Origin of the sequence: Mammaliicoccus sp. C-M13 (assembly GCF_022386845.1) — a bacterium.
Lineage (GTDB): Bacteria > Bacillota > Bacilli > Staphylococcales > Staphylococcaceae > Mammaliicoccus > Mammaliicoccus lentus.
In genome coordinates, this window is the sequence record NZ_JAJNHQ010000014.1 from 36,183 (window position 1) to 60,458 (window position 24,276).

The window sequence follows — 24,276 nt, forward strand, 5'->3', positions numbered from 1 at the left end:
TTTGAATAATTTTACTATTTAGTTTATACTATAACAAAATTAAAGCGCTTACAAACAAAGGGGGATTAACATTGAATAATTTTGCAACTTGGATAGAAAATAAGCTTTCGGGACCAATGACTAAGCTTTCAAACCAAAGACATCTACTTGCTATTCGTGATGGGGTTATTTCAGCGTTACCATTCATTATATTTGGTTCATTTTTCTTAATATTTGCAACACCACCATTGCCAGAATCTTGGGCAATTACTAAGTGGGCAACAGCACATGCCGAAGAAATTTTAATACCTTATAGAATGACTATGTTTATAATGAGTTTGTATATCGTTTTTGGTATAGGATATAATCTTGCAAAATCCTATGACCTTGATCCATTATCTGCCGCACAACTTTCTACCGCAGCTTTTCTATTAACTATCGCACCTACTATGGACGATAAATTAGGTTTTGTTTTACCTATGACAAATTTAGGTGGGCATGGTTTATTTGTCGCAATGATTGTTGCTATTCTTTCTGTAGAAATATATCGTTTCTGTAAAATTAAAAACATCACGATTAAAATGCCACCACAAGTTCCACCTTCCGTCAGTCGCTCATTCGAATCTCTTATACCTGTCGTTTTTGTTCTAGGGTTTATGAGTATCATTACAGTACTATTCCAACTAGACTTACACTCACTCGTAGATAAAATTGTCGGACCGCTTGTGTTTGCAGGCGACACACTACCAGGTGTTTTAGTGCCAGTATTTTTAACAACATTCTTCTGGTCATTTGGTATTCATGGAATGTCTATTGTCGGTACGATAGAACGACCATTATGGGAAGTTTATTTAGCTAAAAACGGTGAAGCACATGCAGCAGGAGAAGCACTACCTCATATTGCACCCGAAACATTTTTCCAATGGTTTGTATGGATTGGTGGTGCGGGCGCAACTTTAGGTCTTGTTATTTGTATATTAATATTTGCAAAATCACAATTCCTTAAAAAAATGGGTAAAGCAGTTGCCATCCCTTCTTTATTTAACATCAATGAACCAGTTATATTTGGTTTACCAATTGTATTAAACCCAATTATGGTCATTCCATTTATTTTAATACCTATCGTTTTAACGATTATCACTTATATCGCAACTGCCCTAGGATTAGTCAATGCGACCAGTGTAATGCCTCCATGGACTTTACCTGCTCCAATTGGTGCATACTTAGCCACTGGTGGCGATTGGCGGGCTATCATACTCGTATTAATCAATATTGCAATTTCTGTCGGTATTTATTTCCCATTCTTTAAAATGTATGATCGTAAAATGATTTTAGAGGAAAGTGGCGAATCTAAAGAAGAAATTGAAAAAGATATGGAAGAAGAAAACAAATAATAATGTAGAAGATATAAATAAGGATGAAAGATGCACGAAGATTTTTATAAAAAAATAAGCATATCACTTTCAAACTGAAACAATCCGTTAAGTGATATGCTTATTTATTTTGAGTTAGAATTTATGTTTCAAGCTCTTAAATGTTAAAAAATAATATCAATAAAGAACCAAATAACCATAACGATCATGATAAGTGCTTTTGCTATTGTACTTGTTAAAAATCCTAATAGTGAACCTATACTTGCATTAAGTGCAGCACTGATATCACTCTTTTGTATAATTTCTGAAACGAATACTAAGATAAACGGTACGATAATAATACCGAAAGGTGGAAATACAAAGCAACCAATAATAACACCAACTGCTGCCATTGTCTCTCCTAATTTAGAACCACCAAATTTTTTCACAAAGTAACTGTTCATGATGATGTCCGACAAAATCATAAATACTGTAAAGAGTATCATAACCGTCCAAAATACCCATGATAATTTTGATGAATCTATTGCAAAATGATATATAAAGTACCCTATCCAAAGAAATAAAACGGATGGGATAATTGGTTTGATTAAACCGATAAATGCAATTACAAACATTATAATGATAAGTAACCAACTAATTGTTGTCATGTAATTTAGTACTCCTAACTAATTTGTGTATTGTTTTGTTCCTTATGTTCTATAGTGAAAATTAAAAGAACAAACGCAAGTGCTATCGAAAAACTTGAAACAAAGAACACATTTCCTAATCCTACTATATCACTCATGACACCACCAAGTAAATTTCCACCTAGTTGTCCAATAACCATAGCGTTCGCAAATAAAGTCGAAGCGTAACCTGGAAAGTCTGGTAAAATATCTTGGAAATAACTGATACCGAGCCCTAACAAAATAGCTAAGAAAAATGCTAAAGCTAATTGTCCAATTAACATTGCAGTAAAACTATCAAACACCCCGATACTGAAATAATAACCAAAGCCAAATATTGAACCTACCATGAGTAAAGTTTTCGTTCTGAATTTACTTGCGATAGCTCCTAGAATAATCATAAGCGGTACTTCTAAGCCTGCACATAAACTTGCTAAATAACCAACATGAGACTCGTCATCTTTCAAATATTCAGTTACATATAAAGGCATGTTTAAAGTATACATCCATTGCCCAATATGCAATAGAATGAAAGCTAAAAATGGTATAAGTAAAGTCGGTTCTTTAATTAAGTTCGGAGCTTTTTTCTCTGGAAAATTCCCTACTATATTATTTAAGATTTTCTTTGGTTCCTTATAAAATAATAATAGTAATACGAGTACAGTTAAGAATATAGTAACCGTACCACCAAATAGACCGTCATAACCCAATAGTGAAAGTAATACAGTACCTATCAATGGACCAAATAAGAAACCTAATGAGAAAGTTGATCTTAAAACAGTATTGGCAAAGATACTTCTATCTTTATATTCTGATTCATTAATAGATTCACGAGCAGAAGCATACATTTGAGGCATTGCAGGTGCTGCCAGACCTTGGAACATTCCGTATAATACAATGAAGATCCAAATAGTATGTACATAGAAATAAATGGAGAAACATAAAGCACCCATTATAAGGGCTGTTGCGATAAGATATTTACGGTTGATTTTACCATTATCTGAAAACCTAGCTACTATAGAATTCACAGTGAAGGATGCTCCAGCAGCAAGAGCCATTAATAGACCATATTGGCCACTAGTCATTCCTAAGTGTTGTGTCGCATATAACACTAAGAACGGGGTAGTGATTGCGATTGCCATACCGAGTAATCCCATATTCACTGTAAAGAGCTTATAATTTTTGATTTGAAACAGTTTCAAAAACATGAATTCACATCTTTCTTTATTTTATTATATGCTTGTACTTTATAGCTAAACCCCTGTTACGTCAATGCTAAAATTGATATAATTTTTCTAAAGTTATAAAATAAATTTACATGATTTAAGAAGGAGAAAAGCCATGGTATTTAAAATTGATTATATTTCTACTGGTAAAGTTTCTAACGTTACGTTCGATAATCAAAAAACAAAAAAGACCGCCATTTATAAAACCCCTATTTCAAATAGTATGTTTTTATCAAAAACAGGGTTTGTTGAAGATGAACAACAATATAAAGGGCACGGCGGTCCTGAAAAAGCTATATGTTTCTATAGTAAAGATAACTATCAATATTGGAACGATATCATTCACCTGTTGCCTGAATATGCAATTTTTGGAGAAAACTTAACAGTCTCTGGCTTAACTGAAGCGGATTTAAATATCGGTGATACATATCAGTTAGGTGAAGCCACTATACAAGTATCTTGTCCAAGACAACCTTGCGCTACAATCGCGCAAAGGTATGGCATAAAAGACTTAGTTAAAAGAATGGCAGACAGTTGTAAAACAGGATGTTATTTTCGCGTAATCAAAGAAGGCTATGTATCACAAGGAGACGATTTAGTATTGATTGAACAAAAAAAGCCTTCCCTTTCTATACTTGAATTGAATGAAACACGTTTTAAAGATAATAAAAACAAACAACGCATACAATCAGTATTAAATCATGATGGTATAAATGAAGAAACAAGAAATATATTTATTAAATTATTAAAATAAATGATAACATCGTACAAATCTCTATCGGTTACTTCTTTTTAACATCAATTTGGTTTATGTAATTTTTAATCACTTCAATAAATGATTTTACTTGTGGTAATTGCAATACACTATGTTCATAACAAATATATGTTGACCGTTTTAAAGGCTTTTTCATGATATTTAATTTTTTAATTTCAAAAAGGTCTGTATCTATATCACCTATAACTAATTCAGGTAAAACTGTAACGCCTACACCATTTAATAACAATGCTTTACAAGTTGCGATTTGATCTACTTTTATAAGAGCATGGTATTCTTGTTTGAAATAATCTGAATACCATTCTTCAATTTGCTTTAAATATATTGGTTCAGCTTGAAATTCAATCATCGGTAATAAATGCAAATCATGTTTTCTATTTTTAGGATAAATAAAGTAATGTTGTTCATTTAATAATAAGTCGTTCTGTACATTCATTACTTCATTACCTCTAATTACTGTTACATGAAATTCATTCTGATATGATTTAATATGTTCACTTGAGCCAATTTGTAATTGTATATCGACGTTAGGGTAAAGTTTAGTATATTGCCCTAGAACTTGAGGCAAAATTGTTTGTCCAATTAACGAAGATACGCCAATTGAGATACTCCCATTAACTTCCCCGACTTTCGAACTTATTCTATCCAGTAATAGACGCTCTTCTTTAAGCATTTTTCTAGCGTGATCAATAACGAGCGAACCTTCATTAGTTGTTATTAATTGCTTCTTAGTCCTTATAAAAATATCTATACCAAAAAAGTTTTCGATAGATTTGAGACGTTGACTGACGGCAGGCTGCGAAATATAGAGAATGTCAGCAGCTTTCCTCAATGTCTTTACATCTTCTAAAGTCACTAATAGTTTGTAATCATCTACTTTCATAAAAAGACACCCTCCTCACATTTATTTCATTATAACATGCTTTAATTATTACAAGCATGCCTTTAAGCAACTACTACTTAAGACCGAATTATAAAAAATCTTACTATCTAAATTGAATACTTTTTTAAAATTAGTTATAGTTAAGCATGTAAATTAAATAGGAAGGATCTTACTATGTTACTTATTGAGATAATAAAGTATATTTTTCTAGGTTTATTGCAAGGTGTAACTGAACCCATACCTGTATCTTCTAGTGGTCACCTTGTAATGGCTCAAGAATTTTTAGGCTTACATACTGAAGGTTTAACATTTGAAATTTTTGTAAATACGGCTTCATTAGTTGCTGTACTGATTTTGTTTAGAAAAGATATTATCGAACTCATTGTTGATACTTTAAAATTTATTAAAGGAGATCGCACTGAAGAAGTAATTCGAAACTTTAGATTTGCTATGTATCTTGTAGTTGCCACGATACCTGCTGGTGTTCTTGGGTTAATCTTTAACGATATAATTGGTGACACAAAAAGTGTTATGCTAGTCGGTTTCATGTTAATTGTAACTGGTATTGCACTATGGTTTATTAAAAATAAACGCGGTCAAAAGTTAGATAAAGATTTAACGTTAAAAGATGCGATTATAGTAGGGCTATTTCAAGCTATTGCATTAATTCCAGGACTTAGTCGTAGTGGTGCAACGATAGTTGGTGCTTTAGGTGTTGGTATGAATCAAAAAACAGCATTTAAGTTCTCATTCTTACTTTATATACCAGTAAGTTTAGGGACTGCATTGCTTGGTATTAAAGATATCATTCAAACACCCCCAGATTCTTCATTAATGATTTCTTATATATTCGCATTTGTAGCTTCACTTGTGGCCAGCTATTTCTCTTTAAAATGGCTAAAAGGCATAATGGAACGCGGACAATTAGGTATATTTAGTAAATACTGTTTCGTTGTAGGACCATTAGCAATTATACTTGCACTGATATTCTTATAAAAACTTTTAAAAAACGAGCATACACAGTTAATACTGTGTATGCTCGTTTTTTATGTAAATCATAGTTTAGGAATATTTATTTATTACTATTCTTATTTGCATTCATTATTTCATGAAAACAATATCTTATCTTTTTCTCTATTCCTTTAAAATCTGTTTCTAACTTGAACATAATCTCATGAGCAGTAACATATGCCTTATGAAATTGCGCTTTAGAAATTTTGTTTTCTTTAAGCATTCTTTCTAAATCATCTTCATCAACTAGTTCATATTCCCCTGTCTTTGGTATCACCAACACATCTAAGCATAAATCTAAAGTTCGTGCATTTCCAAGCTGGGTAATATTCCTCAAATTCACATCAAAATAATACTGCACTGGTTGATTTTGTTTATTATACATCACAGTAATACTATATGGCTTTTTCTCCGGTAATATTTGCATCCATTTATAGCCCTTGTCAGCTACTGTAATTTCTTTACCTACAACATTTACTATTAACGGTTCTTTTACTTCAAGCATCGTTACAAGTCCTACAAGACCTTTAAAGTGATTAGTATCCAGCGCAACTTCTTTATATTCGCGATTAAGGAGACGTCGCCAATGACGTTTGTCAATATACTTAACTTTCACAAGTTACCAACTCCTTTTATTCATTATATAAAAAACGGGAGCCGATATAAAGCATTCGAGTAATCTTTTATTTTTTTTATTATTTTACACAAAGAAACCACAAGAAGTTTGAAATTCTTGTGGCTTTGAAATGATTATTTATATATAAAATTTAAACTTTAAAACATATGATTTTTAATTCTAAAATTTTACGTTATTCATGTGAAATATAATGTGACTTACCTTTTAAGAATAAACTTAAGATTAATGCAATAACACTAAACAGAGTTGCAATCCAGAAAGCGTCATTTATACCTTGTACAGTTGCAAGTTTATTTAGAAACTCAACAAGTGCTGACATGCCACTTTCTTTTCCACCAACAGAATCTGAAAGTGCTTTAACTTGTTCTTGAATAATTGGATCAGTTGAATCTAAATTATCTGACATGTTAGCTAAATGAGTAGTCGTATTTTGTGTCATAACTGTTACAAGTATTGCAGTACCAATTGATCCTGCCAATTGTCTCACTGTGTTACTGATTGCATTACCATGCGGTATCAATCGTTGAGGTAATGAATTCATCCCAGCCGTCATAATAGGCATCATGATAAAACTCATACCAAATGAACGTACGATATAAATAATTAATATTGTTGAATATGGTGTATCCATATTTAACTGTGTTAACTCCCATGTTGCAAAAGTCATAATTGTTAAACCAATTAAAGCTAATGGCTTAATACCAAATGAATCTAGCATTTTACCAGCAATTGGTCCCATAAAGCCCATTATTAATGAACCTGGTAACAATAATAAACCAGAATCTAATGGAGAAAACCCACGAAGATTTTGTAAGTAAATTGGTAATAATATCATACCACCAAATAAACTCATTGTTACGATAACGTTAATAACTGTCGTTAATGTGAACCCAGAATATTTTAATGCTGACATATCAAGCATTGGATTTTTCATTCTTATTTCACGAATAACAAACATTGTTGTAAAGATAACGCCAATAATTAATGATAATGAAACTGTTGTAGATGTCCATCCATTATTACCCGCTTCACTGAAACCGTATAATAATAGTCCAAAACCTAACGTACTAAATATAATACCTTGAACGTCTGGTTTAGGGTTAGACGTTTGCTGATAAATTCTAAACCAGAAATAACTGATTATGATAGAAATTAAACCGATAGCAAACATTCCGTAGAACATGATATTCCAATGGTAATTTTGTACAACCCAACCTGATAATGTTGGTCCTATAGCTGGTGCTAAAATAAATGCAATACCTAATGTACCCATTGCTGCACCACGCTTTTCTGGTGGGAAGATTGTCATAAACACATTAGAACCTAATGGCATAAGCACGCCTGCTCCTACAGCTTGTATGACACGTCCTGTCATCATCATTGGAAAGTTTACTGACAACGCGCAAATGAACGATCCGATTGTAAACAGAATCATTGCTATAATGAATAATTTTCTATAAGAATACTTACTGATTAAAAAGGCGCTGATTGGGATTAATATACCATTTACAAGCATAAATCCTGTCATTAGCCATTGACCAGTTGAAGCTGAAATACTAAATTCATTATTAATAACAGGTAATGCTACATTTAATAATGTTTGGTTTAAAATTGCTATGAACATACCGAACATCATTGCAATTAATATTTTATTTCTTGTAATACCTTTACCATAAACAAAATTAACATGATTCTTTTTAATTTGTTCGTTGATTGGTTCGTCTTCATGTATTTCCATACCACGATCAGATAATACAGAATCTTCATCTTCTGAATTATTATTATCGTCAGATACGTTTTCTTTAAATGATGGTTGATTATTTTCATCTTGGTTCATTTGTTCAACTTGCTCTTCTTTATATTCTTTTTGATGACGGTTAACTGTTAAGCTATCATCATCTTTAGATTTAAGTTGACTGTATTCTTCTTTATGATCTTTTTCAAAAGATTCATTAGAAACTTGTTTTCTTTTTTTACGTTTTAATACAAATGCATTAATTCCAATCCAAAGTAAGATTGCAATTATTATATAAGCCACCGTAAAGGTTGATGTCATAATACACCCTCCTTAATTCTTGTGGATTCGAACTTCAACATTCATTCCTGGAACAACATTTGTTGATGGCTTAGAATCAAATGTGATTTTCACTGGAACAACTTGTGTCACCTTTGTATAGTTTCCATTACTATTTGATGAAGGCATCAACGAGAAACTTGATGCAGTTGCTAATCCAACTTGAGACACTTTACCTTTAACACTAGCTTTTTGACCATCGATATCAATGTCAACTGCTTGTCCTTCTTCTACATCCTCTACATCTGTATCATCAATGTTTGCAGTTACATATAAATCATCAAAATTATATGCATAAGCAATCGGTGAGCCAGCTTGTACTAAATTGTTCTCTGTTTCAGAAGTTTTTACGATTGTACTTTTTGATGGTGCTTCAATCTTCATTTTTTGAGATTGACCATCTTCGCCTTTACCTTCTACTTCACCAATTTTATCGCCTTTGTCATAAGTTTTACCTTCTTTAGCGTCAAAACTAGTTAAATTACCTGATACTGGACTAGCAATTTTAATTTGCTCTCCATCCACTTTTGCATTTTCTGTTTTTACATAATCTGTTGCTTCACTATAATAATGGAATCCTACTAGGCCAATAGCCACTAAAACCACTATCGTGATAACATTTACAAGCACGATTTTTTTCATTACTTTATATCCTCCATATTTCAATGATTTACTTATTATACGGCTACGCTTTTACTAATTAAACCAACAAAAATTAAAAATTTGTCGGGTTAAATTAACTAAAAAATCAGATAAATCAACATATTAAATTAAAGTTTTTAAAGTATATTAATATATATTCTATACTTTATTTGTTAAAATATAGGACATGTAAGTTATCGAGGTGAATTATGAAAAAACATGCGAGACAATTAATTATTAGTAATATGGTTTATTTATTGGAAGATTATCACTTTGACGAAATTACAATAAAAATGTTGTGCGCAGAAAGTGGTATTAACCGTTCAACTTTTTATGCCCATTTCAAAGATAAATATGATACATATGATGAAATCCAAAAATATCACATGAGTAATTACGAAAATTTAATGGATAATATTGAACTATCTATTATTGAAGAACCAGCCAATAGGAGAAAATATGTAAAACGGTATTTTACAAATGTTTTTTATTATATTTTAAAATACCAAAAATTTTTCTACAGTGTCTTTGTTTTACATCCTGAACGAGATTTTATCATTAACTTTATCAAGCTTATAAAAGACAGAATTGAAAAACTCATTTCTAAAATCGGTACATTACAAGATGCCAACTTCTTTCTTGAATATACAATTGGTGGACAAATCGCGTCTATATATAGTTGGTTACGGGACGGATGTCAGGACTCACCTGAAAAAATGGCAGATATTATGTATAGAAACATCTTAAGAATAAACAGATAAAAATTAATGCTCCTACTTCGTTTGAATTTTAATTAACGAAATAGGAGCATTTATATTAGAAACTGGATAAACCAGTCTCTTCTTGTATTCTATATAATAGTTTCTTCCACAGTGATTCATCTTTATATTCATCATACTGTGCAGTGTATGAATGTTCATTATTAATCCATGCATCATTAAATGTTGTAGATAGTTTTTGAAACGCAGGATCATCCTGTTTACCTTGAATTATAATATCAGTTTCCAAATTGTAATCATTCATATTTCTTCTAGTTAAATTGGATGAACCTAATATCATCGTTGCATCTTTATTTTCATGTTGTTCAAACAATAAATATTTAGAATGAAATTGTTCCCCATTGCTTAAAGCCCATTTCACTTTAATATTATTATTTGTTCGATTAATTAATTCACTAGCTACCGGTTTATTAGGCACGCCTGGTTTTTCTTTACCAAAAGCTTCCTTATTAATGTCTAAAATAATTTTAATATCTACATTTCTTTTAGATGCTTTTATCAGTTCTTTAACAACATCACGGTCAGATAAATAGAACATACCTATTGAAATACGGTCTTTGGATTGCACTTTCTTAATGTTACTAATGACCTTTTCTTTAATTTTACCTTCTGTAGCCAATTGTACAGTATAACGTGCATTATCTTTCCAACTATTATGATTGATTTTAAAATCTGATTCGTCATATTGAGCACCGCTCATATTTATAGCAGCAATCTCAGATTTTATGAGTGCCTTTTGAATCGGACCAGACACTCTTACACCGACATTTTGATGATAACCACTTGGATCGTGAGGATTGCTAGAAAGTATCATCCCATGATTTTCAGTAACAAGTGTTTTTCTGTGATTGGCTTTCATATTTAATAACTTTAAATAACTTCTAACAGTAACATTTGGTGCTTCTCCACTCAGAGGGTTAGGCAACTTACCTTTCTCACTATTACCAAACCATTGAAATAATGTGCGATATGCACCTGAATAAATAGGATTAGAATCTCTTAACTTACTTAAATTTGTGTAACGTACATCTATATTATGATTCTTTAAATCTTTTATATTATCAGGCGTGTATGAGCCATAAAATGTATTGATAGGGTCTGTTAATATTATGATTCTGACATTTGGATTCTCTTGTTTTTTCTGAATTAAAGAATCTGTAATCCGTTTTGATATTGGTGGATACTTTTTGTCTCCAGTTTGATAACCATTGAATAAAAACATATCCATTATAATAAAATCATTTGCTTCTTGAATGGTTTCATTGACTTTATCAAATATTTCGTGGTCGTAATGCATTTCATTTCCGGACTTATATGATAAATCAGTTAATAGTTCTACATCATCTGTTTTAGTCTCTGAACTTAATTTTGATACTCCATGAGGTAAGGGCTTAAATACGTTATAAATACTGACTGCTATAATCGTGAATATTATTATATATAAACTCCATAAAATATAATGTTTCTTAAATTTACTTCTTTTCTTTTTACTTTTTGTAGATTTTTTTCTTTGCTTTAATTTATTTTTACTCTTCACATTTGTTTTCTTTTTATTTGCCAAATTTATAACCCCCTCTCCTTATATTTTTATTATATCAAAATATAATTGACAGCGATGGATTACTTTGGTATTTTTATTAATATTGAATTTTTCAGAATTTTTAGAGAAAATACATAGGAGTGAAGTAAATTGACAGAAGCATTAAGACCTTTCCGTGCCGACCATGTTGGCAGTTTATTACGCACAGAACCTTTAAAAGAAGCTAGAGAGAAATATTTTGAAGGTAATCTATCTAAAGACGAATTAAAAAAAGTCGAAGATGAAGAAATAAATAAAATAGTCGAAAAACAATTAGATGTCGGTTTAAAAAGTATCACTGATGGAGAATTCAGACGTGCTTATTGGCACTTTGACTTCTTAGAAAATTTAACAGGTATTGAAGATTATGAGCCTGAAATTGGACTGACTTTTAATGGTGTAGAAACTAAAAAGCACGACGTAAGAGTTGTCCAAAAAGTTGAATTTAATCCTAATCATCCACACTTTGAACATTTTGAATATTTACATAAGCAAGTTGACGGTAGAGCTGTAAGTAAAGTGTCTATTCCAAGTCCAAATCAATTATTTCACCCAAATATTTTAAACCACGATATTTATCCTGATATTCATGATTTTGCTAAAGATGTATCAGAAGCTTATCGTCAAACTATTTTAAAATTTTATGAACTAGGTTGTCGTTACTTACAAATTGATGATGTTTATTGGGCTGGATTAGCAGCAACAAAACAACTTATCAAGAATAGAGAGCGTACAGAAGATGAAAAAGCAGAAGCGATTAAATTAGCCGCTAAAGTAGTGAATGATTCATTGAGAGATCTACCAAATGACCTATTAATTACTACTCATATTTGTAGAGGGAATTATCAATCTTCATGGGCAATTAGTGGTGGATATGAGCCAATTGCAAAAGAGCTATTCACAGAAAAATTACAAGGTTTCTTCCTTGAATACGATGATAATCGTTCAGGAGACTTTGAACCTTTAAGACATTTCGATAGAGACGATGCTTATATCGTTCTAGGATTATTCACTTCTAAAACTGGTGAATTAGAAGATAAAGAGAATATACTAAATCGTCTTGATGAAGCGACAGAATATGTATCGAAAGACCAACTATGTTTAAGCCCACAATGTGGCTTTGCTTCAACTGAAGAAGGTAATATCTTAACAGAAGAAGCACAATGGAAAAAGTTAGCTTATATTGTTGAAACAGCAAAAGAAGTATACGGCGAACTATAAAAAGAACAGTATAGCCCGTTAGAGCTATAAATCCAATATATAAACAATGCTCCTAATCCTTTATTTTTAATTAACGGATTGGGAGCATTTATTTTGAGTAAGAGATTTATATTTCGCCTTTTTTGCTATTTTATTCAATGGATTCAAATGCATACTTTTTAATTGCTTCTTCATGTTGGGGGTAATCTACTAACAATTCTTCTTGAGTAAACAATTCGAATTTTTCAAATTGAAAACCTGGTGAACACATACAGCCTACTAATGCAAAATCATTATCGCCTTCAACAGTTGATGCAAATATTGTATTTTTAGGTACAAGTGCTTGTAACACATCACCATCTTGAATGTTAGGCCCTACTTTTACTTGTTCATAAACGCCATTGGAATGAATCATGTGCACAGTTAATGTTTGTCCTGCATGATAGTACCACACTTCATCTGATTGAATACGATGAAAATGAGATATGTTATCTTTTTCTAATAAAAAATATATACTCGTATACATCGCATTTTGGTCATCCAAAGTATGACTAGATTTAATAATTTCTTTATAATAGCCACCTTCAGGATGAGGCTCTAAATTTAGCATATCAATCCATTGTTCTTGATTCATTTTTATCTCTCCATTTATAATTCAACGTTATGATAAACTTGTTGAACATCTTCTAAGTCTTCAATAGCATCGACTAATTTTTCAAACGTTTCTAAATCTTCTTCAGATAATGTTACTTCAGATTGTGCTAACCAAGATAATTCAGCAACTTCGAAGTCCTCTACACCATTATTTTTTAGTACAGTTTGGACTTGAGCAAATTGATCAGGTTCAGCATAAACAATTGTTAAATCTTCTTCTTCAATAACATCTCTAACGTCTAAATCTTCTTCCAATAATAATTCAAAAACTTCATCAGTAGATTTACCTTTAAATGCAAATACTGCTGTGTTATTAAACATGTATGCTACTGATCCAGAAACACCCATATTTCCACCATTTTTACCGAATGCAGCTCTAACGTCACTTACTGTACGGTTAACGTTGTTTGTTAATGCATCTACAATAAGCATTGAACCACTTGGACCAAAGCCTTCGTATCTTAATTCATCATAATTTTCTTCTGAACCGCCTTTTGCTTTTTCAATAGCTCTATCTACTATATGTTTAGGAACAGAATACGTTTTAGCTTTTTCCAATACGAATTTTAAATTTTGATTAGCCTCTGGGTCTGGCTCACCTGATCTAGCTGCCATGTATATTTCACGGCCGAATTTCGCGTATATTCTACTCGTATTTTTATCTTTTTGGGCTTTTTTTTCCTTAATATTATTCCATTTACGTCCCATATTTCCATCTCTCTTTCAAAGTGAGTTATTTTAACATTCTTATTATACAATATTGCGCTCATCTCGCAAAGTTTACCGTTTTATGTAAAAAAAAGTGAGATTGAAAAATCTTGATAAAAGTAAATTTTTAATTTTGCCATATACAACCAATATAATAAAATAGACTGAGACAAGTAATTTTGTCTCAGTCTAATTATTTAATCTCTCAAAATACTCGCTAATCTAAGTATATGCATGATGATGTTAAGTAAGTTTATAAATAAGTTAAATCCCATTTCTCTCGGTGAAAATTGACCTCTTTTCATTCGATTGAAATCGTACACTGTATATAATAAGAATAAACCAATTCCAATAACTGAAATAATTGTATGGAATATAGGATTATTTAAAAATATACCAATAAAACTAGCAATAACTAAAGCTACTAATGTAACAAATAAATATTTTCCTAATCCCGCGGCATTATCAATCATGAAGTAACCTAGCACACCAAAAGCAGCAAAGGCTCCTATAGCTAACGCGATATTACCATAAAATGCTTGAGTACCTAATGTTCCTAGGTAATACATAAACGATGTATAAGATAATATACCAATTAAAAATGCGAATAGATTTGATATTAATCCTCCAAATTTTCTAGATGATTTTGTAAATAAAGAAATCATTATCATAGCGAATAAGCCTATTGTTATAGGTAGATATAATGCTGGTGGCACAAACTGACCTAAATATGTACCAATTCCAAAAATTACCCAATAGTATAAAAAATACAACCAAGTTTTTCGAATTGATGAACCTCGTGATTCTATTTCTTGATATGTACCGTAGTTATGTTCATAACTCAATTTTTATCATTCCTTTTATAAAGTATTATCCATATTTTACATGTTAGACCTTAACATATCAAACGAGTTGATTGATTCAAATTTGTAATATTCAATCAACAACCATATATTACCATATTACATATATACCCCACCATCACAGTGACTATGCATATAAATATTTTTCAAAACAATATTTAATATTATTGTGTTTTTATTACAAGATGATTACATACAGTACACAGGTTTTTATTTTTGTTACTATTTATCTATCGAGGGATTTATATATTAGCTATTAGCTTTATGCTTTATAACATAATATCGAGATAACAAGGAGGATAAGCCTTTGAAAAAATTTGCATTCGCGGTAACAGCAGTTTCAGGTGTTGCAGCAATCGCCGCTCATAACGATGCTGAAGCTTCTACACAACACACTGTCAAAAATGGTGAGTCATTGTGGGCTATTGCAGATCAATATGGTGTGTCAGTAGATCAACTGAAATCAAGTAACAACATTTCAGGGAATATGATTTTTCCTGGACAAGTCATTACTGTAAACGGAAGTAGTTCAGCTGGAGGAAGTGGTTCACAAGAAACAGCAACTTCAGGTTCTACATACACAGTTAAAAATGGTGATTCTTTAGAAGTAATCGCCCAAAAACATGGTGTTTCAGTTGACCAACTTATGAAATCAAATAATTTACAAGGTTATATTATCTATCCTGGTCAAACTTTAAAAATTGCAGGTGGTAGTGGTAGTGATACAACTGCACCTTCTGACAATACACCACCTTCTCAAACAGGCGGTAACCAAACATTTAATGACCAAAACTTATACGACTGGGGACAATGCACATATTATGTCTTTGACCGCAGAGGTCAAGCTGGTAGTGCAATTAGCACATACTGGGGAGACGCAAAATATTGGGCTGGCGCTGCACAAGCAGACGGTTTCCGTGTAGATAATACACCAGCTGTTGGTTCAATTATGCAATCAAGTGCTGGTCAATATGGTCATGTTTCATATGTAGAATCTATTAATGCAGATGGTAGTCTACTTGTATCTGAAACAAATTACAATACACCACCGGGTGTAACAGACTATAGAACAATCCCTGCATCTGAAGTTTACAACTATTCTTATATTCATTAATATATTGAAAGAGGCTGGGGCATAAATACATGTCTCAGCCTCTTTTATTATAATGGCAGTAGCTGACTGGATTGAAAATGCGCTTATATCAAGCTTTTTCCAACCCTAGTCATCCTTGCCGGGGTGGGACTACGAAATCTATTTATTAAAATGAGATTTCTGTCCCATCCCTTTTTTAATTTAAATTAAAAAGCACACTTTCAAGTTACAATTGAAAGTGTGCTTTCCTATTTTTATACAAATAGTACGCAAATATGATAAATAATAAACGATAGTATTATTGATACTGGTAATGTAATAATCCATGTAATAATCATTCTCTGAGCTGTAGTCCATTTAACACCTTTAACGCGTTGAGAAGAACCTACACCTAAAATTGATGAAGATACAACATGTGTTGTTGATACTGGTAAATGAATAAACGTCGCACCAAAAATGACAAATGCTGATGATAAGTCTGCTGCAACACCATTTGCCGGACGAATTTTCATAATGTTACCACCAACAGTTTTAATGATTTTCCAACCACCTACTGCTGTTCCAAGTCCCATTGCGGTAGCACAACTTACTTTAACCCACAATTCTATATCAGTTGTAGATTGTAGATTAGCTGAAATTAGCGCCATAGTAATAATACCCATTGCTTTTTGAGCATCGTTTGTACCGTGTGAGAAAGCTTGTAAAGCTGCTGTACCAATTTGAATAAATCTAAAGTTTCTATTTGTTCTTGTTAAGTTATTATTTTTAAATACAACTTTAAAAATGGAATACATCGTAAACCCGACAATAAAAGCAAGAATTGGAGAAGCAATTAATGCTAATATAATTTTAGAAAATCCTTGGTAATGTAATACGCCGAACCCTGCCGAACCGATTGCAGCTCCAGCGATAGATCCAATTAGAGCATGTGAAGACGAACTTGGAATACCAAAGTACCAAGTGATCAGATTCCATGCTATTGCTGAAAGCAATGCTGCTAAAATAACAATCGAACCATTTTCTAATTTGAATGGGTCAACGATATCTTTTGCAATTGTTTGGGCAACACCTGTCGCCATTAAAGCTCCGATAAAATTCATTACTGCTGCTAATAATATGGCATGTCTTGGTTTAAGTGCCTTTGTAGATACTGCTGTTGCGATAGCATTGGCTGTATCATGGAAACCATTAATAAAGTCAAAAAGTAACGCACATACAACAATAGCTACGGTTAGAATGAGTAAACTATCCATTTTTTAAACTCCTTAGCTATTTTTCATAATGATTTGTTCAAGTTTGTTTGCTACTAATTGACATTTATCTGCTACATCTTCTAATGATTCGTAAATATCTTTTATTTTTATTAATGTTACAGGGTCTGTTTCACTGTTGAAAATGTATTTAATAGATTGTCTTAAAATACCATCACAGTTAGTTTCATATTCTTTAATGTTAATTGAGTGAACGCGAATATGTGAGAATTTCTTCTCTGCTACAAGTGACACAGCAATTGCAATTTCTTTTACTGCTGCTTGAATGTTCTTAACGAATTCTGCCATGTAGTCATCAGAATAACTGATAGAGTACATTTCAAACATTGCTGATGTTTCTTCCATTTCATCTAAAACATCATCCAATGCATCACAAAGTTCAAGAATATCTTCTCTTTCAATTGGTGTGATGAAAGTTTGATTTAAATCTGTAATCATTTGGTGCATTAAATCATCACCATTTGATTCATAGGCTTTTATCTTATCTGAATAAGCTTTCAAATCGAAGTCAGAGTCAAAATCCATTTCTCCAAATTCAACAGATGCGCGGCTTAAATTCTCAGCTATAGCTTCTAGCTGTATACCAAACTTATCCTTTTTCTTATTAAACATTAATAATCCTCCCAAAATATACATCATAATATACGTAATTACTCTTCCATTGTACTCTTTCAAATTGAATTAAACCACTATTTATTAATGTATTTTTAAATTTTTAAGTTCTTTGTAAACTTTCTGAAAATACAATGTTTACATTGATTTTTTATAACATAAAAAAAGACTAATGGCAAGCATTAGTCTTGAAAACCTTTATAACGCGCGTTGTATAACACGTTTAGAATGTATATAAGCAAGTACTCCAAAGAGAACATATATTAAAGAGTATAGTGACATAACAATTAATACTGGTGTGTAGAATGATTCTCCCATAAAGAACCAACCTGATTTAGCAGCAAAATAACCATGACACAAACCGATAATAAGTGGTAATGCAAAGTTAAAACTAATTTTCAATGCTATACCACGTGACATATCTCTTGAAGTATAACCAAGCTTTCTTAAAATCTTGTAATTTGAAGTTTCATCTTCAGTTTCATCAATTTGTTTAATATATATGATACAACCCGTTGATAGTAAGAAAGCTATCCCTAAGAATCCTAGCACGAATAACATTAAACCTAATGTGCTTTTAGAATTTTCATATATTTCATTGTAAGATAAAGCACCGCCATTTTCATCTTTTGCTACCTTAGCGAATATACTTTCAGCTTTTTTAATATCTTGTTTATTTTTTAAATTAATACCATATTGATCATTATAACTATCATTTTTAGCTTCATTCTTTTTCATTTCATTGAATGTATCATCTGAAACAACATTAACAGGACTATTAAATGAAACTATACTTGCTAAATATTTATCATTATTAATTGATTTAACTTTTAATTTTTTCGTTTCATTATTTACCTTATAAACAATTGGCTCTTTATCATCTACTGTTACAACTTTATCTAACATATCACTATAACCAACTATTGCAACTTCATCATTTTTTAAATTTATATCTTTAAAATCTGAAGCTTTTGCAACAACAGTCGGAGAATTAGATTGTTGACCTTCCATATCATTTCTAGCTTTAAATACTTTTGAATCATCTAACTTATAGAACGTCACATGGAAATCATGAACTTTATATGGAATACCTTCGTTCTTAAGTTCTTCTTTAAATTGTTTCGCTTTGTCTTCTTTAATGAAGATATAGTCATCTGGTGATGTATCACGAGCAGTTTCTGCTGCATTATAATATGAAATGTAACTTAAAGATAAGAGCCCTACTGCTAAAGCTGAAACAATTGCGATAATTGTAAGAGATAAAGCATTTGTTTTCATTTTATGCATAATAGATGAAGTTGATACAACATCTGTAACAGTTAACATTCCTCTTTTATACTTACGTATCGTATTGAATATTAAAGATATAGAACATCTAAATAGTAAGTAAGCACCTACTATTGTTAAGAAAAGTATAGTTAACATTCTTGTATATAAATCGATCATACCCTTAGAATTATCAAATAAAACACTTGATAAATAATAACCACTGATAATCATAATGATACCTATTGCACCGAATATAAGCTCGTATAGTTTTATTTTTTTAATTTTAGTGTCCGTTGCATGATGTTCATTCATTAAAGTTAAAATTGTTTTTCGTTTAATGAAAATATAGTTTTGTATAGATATAATAATGTAAATAACAATCATTAATATTACAGTTTGTAAAAGTGCTTGTATACTAAAATCTAAATGTGCTTCTTGATTTACTCCAATTATTTTATAAAGTATCATAAGTAAAATTTTTGATGAGAAAAATCCTAAAATAGTACCTGAAATAACTGTAAGTGCAAATAACACTAGATTTTCTAAAGCGAATGTTTTAAATACTTCACGTTTAGTCATACCTATTAATTGATATAATCCCATTTCTCTTGATCTTCTTTTTATAAATAATTGGTTTGCATATAATAAGAAAATCACAATAATAACAGTTAATAATGTTATACCAATTTTAATACCTGCGTCTGGCTTAACGCCAGATTGTAAGCCTTTTAAATCATCTGAATACTTTAAAGTTACAAATCCAAAGAATAACATGACGCTCATCGTAATTGAAAAAACATACATACTATAATGCTGGATACTACGTCGTAAGTTTTTAATGACGATTTGATTAAAGCTCATTTACGACACCACCTAACACACTTTGTGTTTTGATGATTTCTTTATAGAATGTTTCTCTATCATCGTCTCCTTTATAAAGTTCAGAATAAACTTTACCATCTTTTAAGAAAATAACACGATTAGAATAACTTGCAGCTACCGAATCATGTGTAACCATTACGATTGTTGCACCAGTTGTTTGATTAAGTTGATCCAACTTATTAAGTAAATCTGAAGCTGATTTAGAATCTAATGCACCTGTCGGTTCATCAGCAAATATTATAGATGGTTGTGCTATAAAAGCTCTTGCTGCAGAAGTTCTTTGCTTTTGACCACCTGAGATTTCATTAGGATATTTGTTTTGGATATCTAAAATACCTAATACTTTACTAACTTCTTCGTATCTTTTATATGCTTCTTTTTTAGAGATTTTTTGAATTGTTAATGGCAACATAATATTTTCTTGAACAGTTAACGTATTTAATAAATTGTACTCTTGGAAAATAAAACCTAATTCTTTTTTTCTAAAGTTCGACATCTGTCTGTTATTCATATTTTGTAGTTGATTTCCATTGATTTCAATTTGTCCACTAGTTGCGTAATCGATAGAACTTAATACGTTAAGTAACGTTGTTTTACCAGAACCAGAAGGTCCCATTATGCTAATAAATTCGCCTTTTTCTACTGACATATCTATTTGTTTTAAAACTTCTTGTTGATTATTTTTAGAACCATAAACTTTTACTAGTTGTTCGGTTTTTAATATGCTCATTTTCAAAACTCCTTTAAATTTGTTTATGGTTTAATATTAATCGTTTACCGCTTCTAAATCCTACGATTCATGATACAATTTGAACTTGCAAAGTGACATTATTGTCACTTTGCAAGTTCAATTGTTGTAAACATATTCGGATTAGGGAAAATGAGAAGGACTTTTGTACCTTCGCCGTATGTTGATTTGACATTCACTTTTATACTTAGTCCTTCAGCTATTTCTTTCACAAGATATAATCCCATGCCCGTCGCAGTTGATTCCCTTTGATTCGTTGTAGAAGTAAAACCTCTTTCAAAAATTCTTGGTAAATCTCTTGCTTTTATACCTCTACCTTTATCTTCTATTACTAAATAAGTTTGACCGTGTTGTTCTCCAGATTTAATCAATATATCACTATTTTCAGTGTATTTTAAAGCATTACTTATAATTTGTCTCAAGATGGTACGGCACCATTTTTCGTCAGTATAGACTTCTGTATTATCTATTTTTATATCGTAACCGACACCTTTGGCAATGCTTATATTTCTACCATGCTGAATTTCTTTTATGACCATATTTTTCAGATTAAAGTGTCCAAAGTAAAAGTCATTAGATTTAGAAGTTAATCTTCTAATGTATAATTGTTGATCGAGTAAGTAATCGATACGACTCCACTCATACAATAAATCTTGCTTTAACTTTGTGTCTTCTATTTGATCTAACAATAATTTCATAGCAGTGATAGGTGTCTTCACTTCATGAATCCATTCTAATAAATCATTTTTAGTTTGCTTAAGTTCTTTATTCTGTTTATGAATAGTTGAACGACTCGTTTCTTCATAATCTTCAATATAGTTAAATATAATTTTTTCATAAGCAGAATGTTGTAAGTCTTTATGTTCCATTTCTTTTAGAGACATATTCGACTTTAAAGCATGATAAAACCTTGTTTCTCTTGAATAGATTAATAACAAAAAGATAACAAATAAAATAAGATTAACGCATATTAAATATTGAGCACTTTTTACAGATATCGCTACATCAAGCCAAGAAGTGATGAGAATCACAATTTGCATAGCTATAAAAAATATTATCCACGGCCATCTTTCTTTTAAAAACTGTCTAAGCATCCTATCCCTCCGGCTCGTGGGCAATATAACCCTTGCCTACTTTTGTTTCAATTAAATCATTTAAACCAATGTCCGTTAATTTTTTTCTAAGTCTATTAACATTTACTGTTAAAGTATTATCACTAACAAATTGCTCATCATCCCACAATGCGGTAATAATTGTATCTCTTGTTACGATTTCATTTTTATGATTAAGTAAAATTTCTAATATAAACATTTCATTTTTAGTAAGTGATATTTCAATATCATTTTTTTCTATAACATGCTTACCATAATCTACACGAGCTTTATTCCATAATTTCACACGAGGTTCTTCTTTATTATACTGATAGACCCTTCTATATATTGCCTGTAATTTTGCAACGAGTACTTCTGTGTGGAATGGCTTTTGTATAAAATCATCTGCACCTAGTTCCATACTCATGACTTGGTCCATAGGATGGTCTCTAGAAGATAAAAATATTATCGGCACATTAGATTGTTGCCTAATCATCCGACACCAGTAAAATCCATCATATTTAGGTAATTGAATATCAATAATAACCATTTCTGGTTCTATTTTTTGATACTCTTCAAATACTAAACTGAAATCATTAATACCATGAACAGACCAACCCCATTTCTCAAGTTGAGTTTGCATCGCTTTAAATAGTGTTTCATCATCTTCTATAATTAATAATTCCATTCTATCCCTCTACTTAGTATATTTTTTTGATTCTCCTGCCTCTGAACGTAATTGAAAATCTTTAATTCTACAATCAATCTCAAATCCTTTTAATGTAACATTATGAATAGGTGCTTGAGATAAATAATAAATCCCCCAAGGAATTCTAGGTATATAATTAAATAAATGAACCATAAATTCATTCGTTTCTTTAAAACGTCTAAATTCTAAAATGCCATTATCTTCGTACATATTTACAGCTAGTGTGCCGCCTACTACTTTAAATTGTATTATATCATCACCAATATCATGACGTTCTCTTTGTAATTGTAATAATGGTTTATTACTATGCTTAAAATAAATATAATAAGTATCTTTGTAATGTTTAATCCTTACAAGCGTGCCACTTGTTTCTTCTAACCATTCAAAATAGTATTCCATACCTTGTTCTAAATTCCATGAATACGGTAATGGCATACGATGTACACTTCTAACATCATCATATTTCGACCTTTGCAATTCAATAGAAACAGCAGGTCGTTTAATAGATTGTTCTGTTTCGATAACTTCTGTACCGTATGATTTTAAAGTTTGAATTGTTTCTTGATCAAAAGGAGAGCCTGTAATATATATGATTTGTTTAACATTATTTGCTTTACATGCTCTTGCCATATTATCGCTAGCTATAATGTTTAAATTTCTTGCATTACTTTGAGTTAATTTTGCAGATTTTTTATTTGGATCTAAATAATATATTGCAATATCTATATCTTTTAATGCTTCTATCATATCTTTCAAAACAAAAATATCGCATTTTCTCCATAACACATCTTCTTCAGTCATATCTTCTTCATATTTTGTAATAGCATATAAATTGCCTATATCTTTTAAAGTATGAATTAAATGTTTACCTATATATCCTGAACCACCAGAGATTAATACATTCGGTTTCATGTTGAAACACTCCTTTATTAACGGTCTTTACACATATGTTATACTGATTATAACTTTAAACTTTAATTACCCTAAATATAACACTGATTATAAATAATAAATAGAAATAGGAGATATTTTATGGAGGAAATCATTCGAGAAATTAGAATAAATGACGTTGAAAATTTCAACAAATTATTAGATAGCGTTATTAACCAGTCAGAATATCTTTTGTTCAATCCTGGTGAACATCAAATTTCTATACAAAACCAAACATTATTTTTAGAAGAGATGATTACTACAAGTAATTCTACTATAATCGTTGCTGAACTAAATGATGTCTTAATCGGTTATGTTACTATTCAAGGCGGTCGTACACATAGAAACCAACATTCTGCAAAATTAGCAATGGGTCTATTACCAACATTTAGAAATAAAGGAATCGGCTATAAATTACTACAAAAATCTGAGTCTTGGGCGATAGAAAGACAGCTCCATCGTTTAGAGCTAACAGTTGTTACAGAAAATGAACCCGCCTACCGCTTATATGAGAAGTTTGGTTTTAAAAATGAAGGTAGAAAAAAAGATACTTTGTATTTTAATGAAAAATATTATGATGAATTTGTAATGGCTAAACTTTTATAAAATCATCCACCTATATA

At 31.0% G+C, this 24,276-nt stretch carries 24 protein-coding genes; 7 read left to right on the forward strand and 17 right to left on the reverse strand.

The genetic code is table 11. The annotated features are described in order from the left end of the window. Positions 1-71 precede the first annotated feature (71 nt). Positions 72-1,373 (forward strand): PTS sugar transporter subunit IIC, encoded by a 1,302-nt coding sequence (locus LQ615_RS11080; protein ID WP_064205074.1) that lies wholly within the window; start codon positions 72-74, stop codon positions 1,371-1,373. Positions 1,374-1,516: 143 nt separating this feature from the next. Here LQ615_RS11080 and LQ615_RS11085 read toward each other — a convergent pair whose 3' ends face one another. Then, positions 1,517-1,999 (reverse strand): DUF456 domain-containing protein, encoded by a 483-nt coding sequence (locus tag LQ615_RS11085; RefSeq protein ID WP_016998932.1) that lies wholly within the window; start codon positions 1,997-1,999, stop codon positions 1,517-1,519. 14 nt (positions 2,000-2,013) lie between these two features. Continuing rightward, positions 2,014-3,225, reverse strand: a complete 1,212-nt coding sequence (locus LQ615_RS11090) for a sugar efflux transporter (protein ID WP_016998931.1) — start codon at positions 3,223-3,225, stop codon at positions 2,014-2,016. A gap of 133 nt (positions 3,226-3,358) precedes the next feature. On the opposite strand from LQ615_RS11090, the gene LQ615_RS11095 reads away from it, so the two are divergent. Continuing rightward, complete coding sequence (locus LQ615_RS11095) at positions 3,359-3,997, forward strand: MOSC domain-containing protein (protein ID WP_016998930.1); 639 nt, start codon at positions 3,359-3,361, stop codon at positions 3,995-3,997. 28 nt (positions 3,998-4,025) lie between these two features. On the opposite strand, the gene LQ615_RS11100 is transcribed toward LQ615_RS11095, so the two are convergent. Then, positions 4,026-4,901 carry a LysR family transcriptional regulator gene (locus tag LQ615_RS11100; protein ID WP_016998929.1) on the reverse strand — a complete coding sequence of 292 codons (876 nt, stop codon included), beginning with the start codon at positions 4,899-4,901 and terminating at the stop codon, positions 4,026-4,028. 174 nt (positions 4,902-5,075) lie between these two features. Between LQ615_RS11100 and LQ615_RS11105 the strand changes: the two genes are divergently transcribed. After that, positions 5,076-5,897: an undecaprenyl-diphosphate phosphatase gene (locus tag LQ615_RS11105; protein ID WP_218688304.1), complete on the forward strand. Its 822-nt coding sequence runs from the start codon at positions 5,076-5,078 to the stop codon at positions 5,895-5,897. Between the two features lie 76 nt (positions 5,898-5,973). Here the strand turns inward: LQ615_RS11105 and LQ615_RS11110 are convergent, their stop codons facing one another. The 3 genes from LQ615_RS11110 to LQ615_RS11120 all read right to left on the reverse strand — a co-directional run bounded on the left by LQ615_RS11110 (position 5,974) and on the right by LQ615_RS11120 (position 9,265). Continuing rightward, a complete protein-coding gene (locus tag LQ615_RS11110) occupies positions 5,974-6,528 on the reverse strand; it encodes a ribonuclease FAU-1 family protein (RefSeq protein WP_016998927.1) in 555 nt (184 codons plus the stop codon). Positions 6,529-6,721: 193 nt separating this feature from the next. Continuing rightward, entirely contained in the window at positions 6,722-8,605 is a 1,884-nt protein-coding gene (locus LQ615_RS11115; RefSeq protein WP_016998926.1) for a DHA2 family efflux MFS transporter permease subunit, read from the reverse strand. A gap of 12 nt (positions 8,606-8,617) precedes the next feature. Continuing rightward, on the reverse strand, positions 8,618-9,265 hold the full coding sequence (locus tag LQ615_RS11120) for an HlyD family secretion protein (protein WP_016998925.1): 648 nt from the start codon (positions 9,263-9,265) through the stop codon (positions 8,618-8,620). Positions 9,266-9,474: 209 nt separating this feature from the next. Here LQ615_RS11120 and LQ615_RS11125 point away from each other — a divergent pair, with 209 nt between their 5' ends. Then, positions 9,475-10,026, forward strand: coding sequence for a TetR/AcrR family transcriptional regulator (locus LQ615_RS11125; protein WP_016998924.1), 552 nt, complete (start codon positions 9,475-9,477; stop codon positions 10,024-10,026). A gap of 55 nt (positions 10,027-10,081) precedes the next feature. Here the strand turns inward: LQ615_RS11125 and LQ615_RS11130 are convergent, their stop codons facing one another. Next, on the reverse strand, positions 10,082-11,605 hold the full coding sequence (locus LQ615_RS11130; protein ID WP_239713585.1) for a phospholipase D-like domain-containing protein: 1,524 nt from the start codon (positions 11,603-11,605) through the stop codon (positions 10,082-10,084). A gap of 129 nt (positions 11,606-11,734) precedes the next feature. Between LQ615_RS11130 and LQ615_RS11135 the strand changes: the two genes are divergently transcribed. Then, positions 11,735-12,844, forward strand: a complete 1,110-nt coding sequence (locus LQ615_RS11135) for a 5-methyltetrahydropteroyltriglutamate--homocysteine S-methyltransferase (protein WP_218707232.1) — start codon at positions 11,735-11,737, stop codon at positions 12,842-12,844. Between the two features lie 130 nt (positions 12,845-12,974). On the opposite strand, the gene LQ615_RS11140 is transcribed toward LQ615_RS11135, so the two are convergent. From LQ615_RS11140 to LQ615_RS11150, 3 genes are all read right to left on the reverse strand, one after another. Then, positions 12,975-13,457, reverse strand: coding sequence for a cupin domain-containing protein (locus tag LQ615_RS11140; protein ID WP_016998921.1), 483 nt, complete (start codon positions 13,455-13,457; stop codon positions 12,975-12,977). A 14-nt stretch (positions 13,458-13,471) separates the two neighbouring features. After that, a complete protein-coding gene (locus tag LQ615_RS11145) occupies positions 13,472-14,185 on the reverse strand; it encodes a YebC/PmpR family DNA-binding transcriptional regulator (protein ID WP_016998920.1) in 714 nt (237 codons plus the stop codon). A 197-nt stretch (positions 14,186-14,382) separates the two neighbouring features. Next, positions 14,383-15,030: a Bax inhibitor-1/YccA family protein gene (locus LQ615_RS11150; protein WP_135031185.1), complete on the reverse strand. Its 648-nt coding sequence runs from the start codon at positions 15,028-15,030 to the stop codon at positions 14,383-14,385. 325 nt (positions 15,031-15,355) lie between these two features. Between LQ615_RS11150 and LQ615_RS11155 the strand changes: the two genes are divergently transcribed. Next, positions 15,356-16,162: a LysM peptidoglycan-binding domain-containing protein gene (locus tag LQ615_RS11155; RefSeq protein WP_016998918.1), complete on the forward strand. Its 807-nt coding sequence runs from the start codon at positions 15,356-15,358 to the stop codon at positions 16,160-16,162. 233 nt (positions 16,163-16,395) lie between these two features. Here LQ615_RS11155 and LQ615_RS11160 read toward each other — a convergent pair whose 3' ends face one another. From LQ615_RS11160 to LQ615_RS11190, 7 genes are all read right to left on the reverse strand, one after another. Continuing rightward, positions 16,396-17,394 carry an inorganic phosphate transporter gene (locus tag LQ615_RS11160; RefSeq protein ID WP_064205079.1) on the reverse strand — a complete coding sequence of 333 codons (999 nt, stop codon included), beginning with the start codon at positions 17,392-17,394 and terminating at the stop codon, positions 16,396-16,398. A gap of 12 nt (positions 17,395-17,406) precedes the next feature. Then, entirely contained in the window at positions 17,407-18,024 is a 618-nt protein-coding gene (locus tag LQ615_RS11165) for a DUF47 domain-containing protein (RefSeq protein WP_016998473.1), read from the reverse strand. A 198-nt stretch (positions 18,025-18,222) separates the two neighbouring features. After that, entirely contained in the window at positions 18,223-20,154 is a 1,932-nt protein-coding gene (locus LQ615_RS11170) for an ABC transporter permease (RefSeq protein ID WP_239704133.1), read from the reverse strand. Further along, positions 20,144-20,905, reverse strand: a complete 762-nt coding sequence (locus LQ615_RS11175; protein ID WP_016998475.1) for an ABC transporter ATP-binding protein — start codon at positions 20,903-20,905, stop codon at positions 20,144-20,146. Before LQ615_RS11175 ends, LQ615_RS11170 begins: the two co-directional genes overlap by 11 nt. 104 nt (positions 20,906-21,009) lie before the next feature. Next, positions 21,010-22,017 carry a sensor histidine kinase gene (locus LQ615_RS11180; protein ID WP_016998476.1) on the reverse strand — a complete coding sequence of 336 codons (1,008 nt, stop codon included), beginning with the start codon at positions 22,015-22,017 and terminating at the stop codon, positions 21,010-21,012. Between the two features lies 1 nt (position 22,018). Next, positions 22,019-22,702 carry a response regulator transcription factor gene (locus tag LQ615_RS11185; RefSeq protein ID WP_016998477.1) on the reverse strand — a complete coding sequence of 228 codons (684 nt, stop codon included), beginning with the start codon at positions 22,700-22,702 and terminating at the stop codon, positions 22,019-22,021. Between the two features lie 9 nt (positions 22,703-22,711). After that, complete coding sequence (locus LQ615_RS11190) at positions 22,712-23,635, reverse strand: NAD-dependent epimerase/dehydratase family protein (protein ID WP_016998478.1); 924 nt, start codon at positions 23,633-23,635, stop codon at positions 22,712-22,714. 120 nt (positions 23,636-23,755) lie between these two features. Here LQ615_RS11190 and LQ615_RS11195 point away from each other — a divergent pair, with 120 nt between their 5' ends. Further along, positions 23,756-24,259 carry a GNAT family N-acetyltransferase gene (locus LQ615_RS11195; protein ID WP_016998479.1) on the forward strand — a complete coding sequence of 168 codons (504 nt, stop codon included), beginning with the start codon at positions 23,756-23,758 and terminating at the stop codon, positions 24,257-24,259. Positions 24,260-24,276 lie beyond the last annotated feature (17 nt).